The following is an 8140-nucleotide window of genomic DNA, read 5'->3' on the forward strand; positions in this document are numbered from 1 at the left end:
TGGTGGACAAGTTTTAGCGCAAGCTTTGCATGCTGCTTATCAAACAGTTCCAGAAGAACGAATTGCGCATTCCTTGCATGGCTATTTTATTTTGGGAGGAGATTTAAAATATCCGATTCGATATGAAGTTGATACTATCAGGAACGGAGGTAGTTTTACTACAAGAAGAGTAGTAGCCAAACAAAATGGCAAGGCTATTTTTAACATGGCCGCATCATTTCAAGTAAAGTCAGAAGGAGTTAATCATCAGTTTCCTATGCCCAATTTAATTCCTCCGGAGAAGTTAACTACTAGCCTTGAACAATTGGAAGAAATAAAAGAGCTTTATCCTGGTGCATATAAAAAGCTCAAAGCTATACAGCCTAAAGTGTTTGATTTTAAACCGGTAGAAAAATTTACAACGCAATTAGTAGAAAATGGTTCCCCATTTTTTAATACATGGTTTCGTACTTCCGAAACAGCAGAAATTAATTTGCCAATGCAACAGCAGCTTTTGGCTTATGCTTCGGATTATAATTTACTTACAACAGCAACTTTACCGCATCGCGAAGAACTAAATAAAGGCGAGACATTTTACGCTAGTTTAGACCATGCTATTTGGTTTCATAGAGATTTTGATATTCAAAATTGGTTGTTGTATAGTATGGATAGTCCAAGTGCATCCAATTCAAGGGGATTTGCAAGAGGTAGTGTATTTGATAGAAAAGGTGTTTTAGTGGCTTCAGTTGCGCAAGAAGGTTTGATGCGTCAAAGTTTTTGATACCACTAATATACAGCTAGTTTTAACGGCATTATAAAATCAAGATAATTGATTGTTTAAGGCAATTGTTGCTTTAAAAACATCAAAATTTTAAAGGGAGTGATTAATTCGCTTTGATTGTTAATTCAGATTGTTGGACTGATACAACATGTATTCTTTAATATATTCGAGACACTTAAACTTGTTTATTTTAGTAAAGCAATTTATTTAGTTGTCAGAATTTTAATACATATAAAGATTAATTTAGATAAAATAATCCTAATTTTAAAATTGATTTACCATGTTATTTTATTAAATTGCAAATTGGTTAACCAATTATATGCATTAATGCATATTCTAGTATTGATTTAATGCGAACTTCACATTTTACACATATAAAGTATGTTTTCAACTTTAGATTAATAATGGGACTTTATTCTTTTAACGAAATATAAAACTCTATTTAGTTACATTGTATTAAGAATATGAAAAATAATTTGCTAATAATCGTTGCTGCGTTATTACTCTTTTCTTGTGGTAGTGACACAAGTTCAAAAGGAATTCTAGTAGAAAATATAGATGCATTAAACAAAGCGATTAAAGAAGCTACACCAGGTAGTGAAATAGTTTTGAAAAATGGAGTTTGGAATGATGTTCAAATTAAATTCTTTGGCAATGGCACAGAAAATCAAAAAATCACACTGCGAGCGGAAACTCCCGGTGAGGTATTTATTCAAGGTCAATCCGATTTAAAATTAGGTGGTGAATATCTTGTTGTAGATGGACTTTATTTTACAAATGGAGCATCTCCTTCAGAATCGGTTGTTCAGTTTTTTATTAATAAAGATACTGTTGCAAATAATAGTAGAGTTACCAATTGTGTTATAAAGGATTTTAATAAAGCTCAACGTAATATGTCTGACCTATGGGTGTTATTTAAAGGTCGACATAATCAATTAGATCATTGCTACATTACGGGAAAAACAAATAGAGGACCAACTGTTCGAATTAATCTTGCTGGAAATCAAAGCATTAAAAATTACCACGAAATAAATAATAATCATTTTGGCCCTAGACCTCCTAAAGGAGGGCCTAGTGGAGAAACTATTCAACTCGGAACAAGCAGTACATCAATGGTGCCAAGCCATACTTTGGTGTCTAATAATTTTTTTGAAAGATGTAATGGAGAAGTTGAAGTTATTTCTAGCAAAACAAATTTTAATGAATTTAGAAACAACGTTTTCTTTAAAAGTGAAGGTTCTTTAGTAACCAGACACGGTAATTACTGTATTGTTGATGGTAATTATTTTATTGGAGATGATGCTTCTCCATATGTCGGTGGTGTTCGACTAATTGGTACCGGTCATTGGGTAACTAATAATTATTTCTATAACTTAAAAGGAGAAACTTTTAGAGCTCCATTAGCAGTTATGAATGGGATTAGAAGACCAGCAATTAATAGATATATTCAAGTTACCGATGTAGTTGTAGCTTATAATACATGGATAAATTGTACATCGCCTTGGCAGTTTGGTGTTGGCTCAAATGTTGATCAGAAAAATGTACTACCTGCTTCTGAAATTCGCTCTGAAAGGCCTATACGGACTATTTTGGCTAATAATATTATAAGTAATTCAACAGGAGACAAATTACCAATTGTTCGACATGATTCGGTTGATGGTATTGACTTTAATAGCAATGTAATTAACAACCAAGGAGTACCATTCAATGGTGTTGAGGGACTTGTTGAAAAGGATTTTTCATTAACAGAATTAGAAGAAAATATTTATATTCCATCTTCCGACCTGTCAGATATTGTACCGCACAGCGGATTCGAATTTGAACAAATTACTAATGATTTATTCGGAAATTCTAGAATAGAAAATAATGCTATTGGAGCCACAAATGGTGTAGGTGGGGCAAAACCTACTATTATGGATTTATCTCAATATGGTCCTGTGTGGTACGATTCAACTCCAAATAATGGAGAATCAAAAACACATTCTGTATCTACATCTGAGGAATTAGTAGCGGCAATTACTAATTCTGAAAATGGAGATATTATCCAATTAACTTCTGATACTTATGACATAAGTTCATCAATAAAAATTAATAAACGACTTATCGTTTCATCTAAGGACTCCACAAAAAAAGCTAAGATTTTGTATAAAGGAAATACCGGAACTCCCTTGTTTGAAATGAATCCCAAAGGTGAACTTAAACTAAAATCCATTTCGTTAATGGGGAATAGTGAAAATTTTGCCTTTGCTACCTTAAAAGAAAACATGTCTAATCATTATAAATTAGATGTTGTGGATTCTGAAATCATGAATTTTGATTTTGTTCTTAAAGCATATAAATTTTCATTTTCAGAGTTGATAAAGTTTGATTCTTCAGTTATCAAAAATTGTAATAACGGATTAGAATTATCGGGAGAAGACGATGATAAAGGTGATTACAATGCTGAAAATATTTATATAACGAATACCGAATTTGACATAGTTAAAAAGAATGTTATTGATTATTATCGTGGTGGATACGATGAATCTACCGTAGGGGGCAGCCTTATAGTTAAAGGTTGTACATTTACTAATAGTGGTGTAGGTGAAGAAAACGGTATTTTGCTTAATACCTATGGGATAATAAATGTAGATTTATCTAATAATATTTTCAAGAATAACAAAGTAAAACAGGTGGCTAGACTTTGGGGAGCAAAAAATAATACCCATAGTGATAATGTAATTGAAAATTCTGGTGAACTGGTTGTTGAACAAAATCTACCTCTAAAATTGATGTACTAGATACTATGAATTCAGCAAATTTTTGGGATAAAAATTGGAACAACATTGTTGTGCTGTGTTTACTTTGTTTAGTTGCTAGTTGTAATAATACAGAACCCTACAAAAGACCATCTTTTGAAAAGCCAAAGTTTATTATTGAATTGGCAGAAACAAGATTGTTGGTTAGTGAACTGGAGCGTGATTTAGTTCAGCCTTGGGAAATTACTTGGGGTGGAGATGGCCATTTGTGGTTTACTGAAAAAAAGGGCAATGTACTTCGTATGGACCCAAATTCGGGTGCGGTCAAAAAGGTGCTAAGTATTCCGGAAGTATTTTCAGAAGGATATACCCCAGGATTATTAGGGATGGTTTTACACCCAGAATTTATGAACAACCCCTACGTTTACCTACATTATACATATACCGATTCTACGTTGACCAATGAATTTGATAGGAGAGGGAATCCGAATTACGTAAAATCAAGATTGGTGCGATATGCATATTTCAATGAAAACGATACATTAATGGAATCTGAATCAATCTTCCATGAAATTCCAGGTTCTAGAGGACATAATGGTTCTAGACTTACAATTAGTGACGATAATAAACTACTTTTTTCAATAGGAGATGTGGCAAATTCACGTAATGCTCAAACTGAAGAAAGTCTGCCGGGGAAAGTACTTCGAATAAATCTCGATGGTAGTGTACCTGACGACAATCCAATACCTGATAGTTATTTTTACTCTATGGGACATCGGAATCCACAAGGACTTGTTGCTGCAAATGGAAAAATATATTCTTCGGAACATGGCCCGGACAATGATGATGAAATAAATATTATTAAAGCTGGAGGAAATTATGGTTGGCCCTTTGTTGAAGGTTATTGTGATAAAGAAAATGAATTGACTTTCTGTGATACGGTTGCTGTAACTGAACCTATTTATAATTGGACACCAACGATAGCACCTGCTGGGCTGGATTATTATAATAATGACGCTATTCCCGAATGGAAAAACAACTTGATGCTAACAACTTTGAAAGGTAGATCTCTCTGGTTATTAGAATTGGATGAATCAGGAGAGCGTATTATTAATGAAAGAATTTATTTGCAGAAACAGTTTGGTCGATTTAGAGATTTGTGCGTAGCACCTAATGGTGACGTTTATATCGTTACAAGTAATTCCGATTGGCATATTGGTAGGTATGGATGGATGTACGAAAACGTGCCTGAAAATGGTAATGATCGCGTTTTGAAAATTTCAGTGATTCATGAAAGTGAGGTGGAAAATTTTAAAGATTTAAAGGTTCTAACTGAAGATAATAAACCTATTGAAATGTTCGTGCAAGCAAAGAGTGGGAACGATGCTAATGGAATGTTCGTGTACAATAATAATTGCGTATCATGCCATATGAAACAGGGTCAGGGCATACCTGATTTTGCCCCACCATTAATAGGCACCAAAACGGTAGCCGATAAAACAAAACTTATTGAGACCGTACTATTTGGAATGTCGGGAGAAATAGAGGTGAAAGGAAAAAAGTATAATGAGATTATGCCAGGTTTTGCAGTGGGGCTATCAAATAATGAGTTAAAAGATTTGTTGAATTTTATTCGATTAACCGCTAATGATTATACGGACTCGATAAGTGTAAAGGAAATAGAAGTGATTAGAAACAGTCGAACCTTATAATTTAATTGGTCGCCTGATAATTAAAACATATTATTTCCATAAAAAAAGAAATATTCTATGGCGAAAAAAGTGATAACATTTGGAGAAGTAATGATGCGATTATCGCCACCAGGAAATTCGATGTTTTCTCAGGCTACTTCATTTGATTTAGTTTATGGTGGTGGTGCAGCTAATGTTGCAATTTCTTGTGGGTATCTTGGAATGAAAGCAGCTCATGTTACTCGATTTCCTGATAACGCCTTAGGAAAAGCAGCTACACAATTTCTACGAAAACATTGGTTGAGTACAGAACATGTTTTTTATGGCGATGATATGCTAGGGAAATATTTTTTACAGAAAGGAGCCGTACATAGATCTAGTGAAGTTATTTACGAAAGAGAAGGTTCTTCATTCTCGTTAATAGAACCTTCAATGATTAATTGGGAACACATTCTTAAAGATGCAGATTGGTTTCATTGGACTGGAATTACTCCGGCTATTTCAGATGGTGCAGCAATGGCTTGTTTAGATGCTATAAAGACTGCAAATAGAATGGGTGTGAAAGTTTCTGGTGATATTAATTCCAGACAGAATATGTGGAAGTATGGGAAAACCATGCAAGAAGTTATGCCTGAATTGGTTAAAAATTGCGATATAGTTATTACAAGTAGTCGAGGGATTAGAGAAATGTTTGGGATTGGAGAGAAGGGCGATAAATTTAGACAAGTAGCTAAAAAATTAATGGACGAATTCCCGAAAATTAAAAAGGTTGTCGGCAAAAATAGAAAGTCTATCAGTGCCTCTCACCAGCAAATTCAAGGTAAAATGTGGAACGGTGAAAAATACATAAAAACCGAGACTTTAAATATTACGCATGTAATAGATCGTGTTGGAACGGGCGATGCATTCGCAGCTGGTATAATTTATGGTTTACTACATTTTGACGATAAACGAGCCCTTGATTTTGCTTCCGCGGCATGTACCCTTAAACATACCGTTCCAGGTGATGTTAATATGGTTACATTAGAAAATGTGATTAGTTTAATGGATGGTGATACTTCGGGTACCATAAAACGATAACTTAATTAAAAAAATAAATGATTTTAATTGGCTACAAAGCTGGTTTTAGATTCTGTGGAATTTCCTAGAGCGTCTTTTGTTTCCATTACAATGTAATATGTCATTGAACTAGTTACAGGTATATTATTTTCTGAAGTCGCCGTAGTATTTTCTAAGTAAATACTCGGCGGGTTTTCTAAAGATAAGTAAACAGAATAACTGACAATATCGTTGTCCAAATCATTACTCTGCCAAGCTAAATCAATAAGACCATTTCCCTCATTAACAATCATTATTACAGCAGGAAAAGGAGCATAATTATTAATGGGTGCTCCCTGCGAATAAAAGCTCCAAACATTACTTTCTGTTTCACTACTCTCATTTATAGCGAATACTTTCCAAGTGTACATGGTGCCAAGTTCTACATCCAAATCTGCCTTAGTATCTGTTGTCTCAAATGTAAACTCCTCTGCATTACCTTCAGCTTTAATTGAAATTCGATAATTTGTTGCTCCATCCACTGCGGACCATGAAAACGGTATTTTTATTTTTCCTGCTTCAGAAATTTCACCTTCCAAACATAATTCTTCATCATTAGGAAAAATTAAATCTGCCGCAGATAAATATGACACTGGATTATTTGGTTCGAATTTTCCTTCACATCCTGCAATCAATAACATTACGATGAGGACCAAAAAAATGTATATGCTTTTCATACTTTATTTTTTTACAATTTTAAATTCAATTTCTTCTTCATTGGTTCTTAAGTAAACGAGATATACACCTTTACTTAGCGTGCTAAAATCAACATGAATTTCTCCATTAGCTATTGGGGTAATAGCTTTAGCAGCTATTTTTCCTGTCAGGTTTGCAACAACTACAGTAGCATCCCCTTCTGCAAGTATTCCTTCGATACAAATTTTTTCAACAACAGGATTGGGATATACAGTTAAGTGACCAACAATTATTTCATCAGTGAATATTCCTTGACAGTCGGATACGCCCGAGATATGAATATTATTCTTACCAGCTTCTAGAGGAACAGAAATAACTCTAGACTTTGTTGTATTGAATTCATGAGAATAAACTACATCGTTTATACTAACCTGGTAGGAAGTGCTTCCTTCTACCTGAAATGAGGCTGATTTTCCAGAAAGGTCTATTCCTTGAGTGGCTACTTTTATTTCTTCATAACTCAGGACATTTAAATTGTAGCATTGGTTGAAATTTGGGAATTCGGCAATGTCAACACATATTTTATAGTTTCCAATGGCCAATCCATCAAATATTGTTTTTACACCTACAGTTAAAGGCTTAGAAATAGATTCTGTTAGGTTAGAACCGCTTACCGTAACTGTTCCATTATAATTTTTAAAAAGTTCAATTGAAATAATTCCGTTGGAAACACCTGGACATGTAGCATTTTGAACTTGAGCATAAATATCTTCAGGTTTAATATCAATTATAGGTTGTAATGGACAACCATTATTTTGGGCCGTTCCTTGCTGAGTTGGACATAAATCTTGCGTGTTCAATACCCCATCTCCATCAATATCATCATCGCATATATCACCAATGCCATCATTGTCTATATCCGACTGATTTGCATTAGGTGTACTAGCACAATTATCCAAATCGTTCGTAACCCCATCTCCATCAGTATCATTAGCTGCTGCATCAGAATCACTTGCGGCTATGGTCGCAGTTGCAGTAGCTTGTGTAATACTAATAGAATTAATATTCGGATTACTAATCGTTGCAGAAAATTCTTCATTTAATTCTTCATCAGTATCATCTATTAGAGGTATGTCAATAAAAGCTCCAGAGGCTCCGTCAATTACAGTTAGTTTTGTGTTAGCAGCTAGTTCAGAAAAATCTCCTGGTGAAATTGC

6 protein-coding genes are annotated in these 8140 nt (G+C 34.1%); 4 read left to right on the top strand and 2 right to left on the bottom strand.

All coding sequences use genetic code 11. The features are described 5' to 3' along the window. The 4 genes from ABJF52_RS03225 to ABJF52_RS03240 all read left to right on the top strand — a co-directional run. The coding region (locus tag ABJF52_RS03225) for an acyl-CoA thioesterase II (protein WP_348146218.1) at positions 1-760 on the top strand (760 nt) is incomplete at its 5' end. A 464-nt stretch (positions 761-1224) separates the two neighbouring features. Then, a complete protein-coding gene (locus tag ABJF52_RS03230) occupies positions 1225-3540 on the top strand; it encodes a chondroitinase-B domain-containing protein (RefSeq protein ID WP_348146221.1) in 2316 nt (771 codons plus the stop codon). Positions 3541-3545: 5 nt separating this feature from the next. Then, positions 3546-5210 carry a PQQ-dependent sugar dehydrogenase gene (locus ABJF52_RS03235; RefSeq protein WP_348146223.1) on the top strand — a complete coding sequence of 555 codons (1665 nt, stop codon included), beginning with the start codon at positions 3546-3548 and terminating at the stop codon, positions 5208-5210. Between the two features lie 57 nt (positions 5211-5267). After that, a complete protein-coding gene (locus ABJF52_RS03240) occupies positions 5268-6269 on the top strand; it encodes a sugar kinase (RefSeq protein ID WP_348146226.1) in 1002 nt (333 codons plus the stop codon). Positions 6270-6292: 23 nt separating this feature from the next. Here ABJF52_RS03240 and ABJF52_RS03245 read toward each other — a convergent pair whose 3' ends face one another. Together ABJF52_RS03245 and ABJF52_RS03250 are read right to left on the bottom strand one after the other, a co-directional pair. Then, positions 6293-6964, bottom strand: coding sequence for a hypothetical protein (locus tag ABJF52_RS03245; protein ID WP_348146229.1), 672 nt, complete (start codon positions 6962-6964; stop codon positions 6293-6295). Positions 6965-6967: 3 nt separating this feature from the next. Next, positions 6968-8140, bottom strand: a 1173-nt coding sequence (locus tag ABJF52_RS03250) for a thrombospondin type 3 repeat-containing protein (RefSeq protein WP_348146232.1), incomplete at its 5' end; no start/stop codon positions are given.

The organism is Aurantibacter sp., assembly GCF_039941195.1.
Taxonomy (GTDB): Bacteria; Bacteroidota; Bacteroidia; order Flavobacteriales; family Flavobacteriaceae; genus Aurantibacter_A.

Coding starts and splice junctions, on each gene's coding strand:
- ABJF52_RS03235 (WP_348146223.1), top strand. CDS start 3,546: ATGAATTCAGCAAATTTTTGGGATAAAAATTGGAACAACATTGTTGTG.
- ABJF52_RS03245 (WP_348146229.1), bottom strand. CDS start 6,964: ATGAAAAGCATATACATTTTTTTGGTCCTCATCGTAATGTTATTGATT.
- ABJF52_RS03240 (WP_348146226.1), top strand. CDS start 5,268: ATGGCGAAAAAAGTGATAACATTTGGAGAAGTAATGATGCGATTATCG.
- ABJF52_RS03230 (WP_348146221.1), top strand. CDS start 1,225: ATGAAAAATAATTTGCTAATAATCGTTGCTGCGTTATTACTCTTTTCT.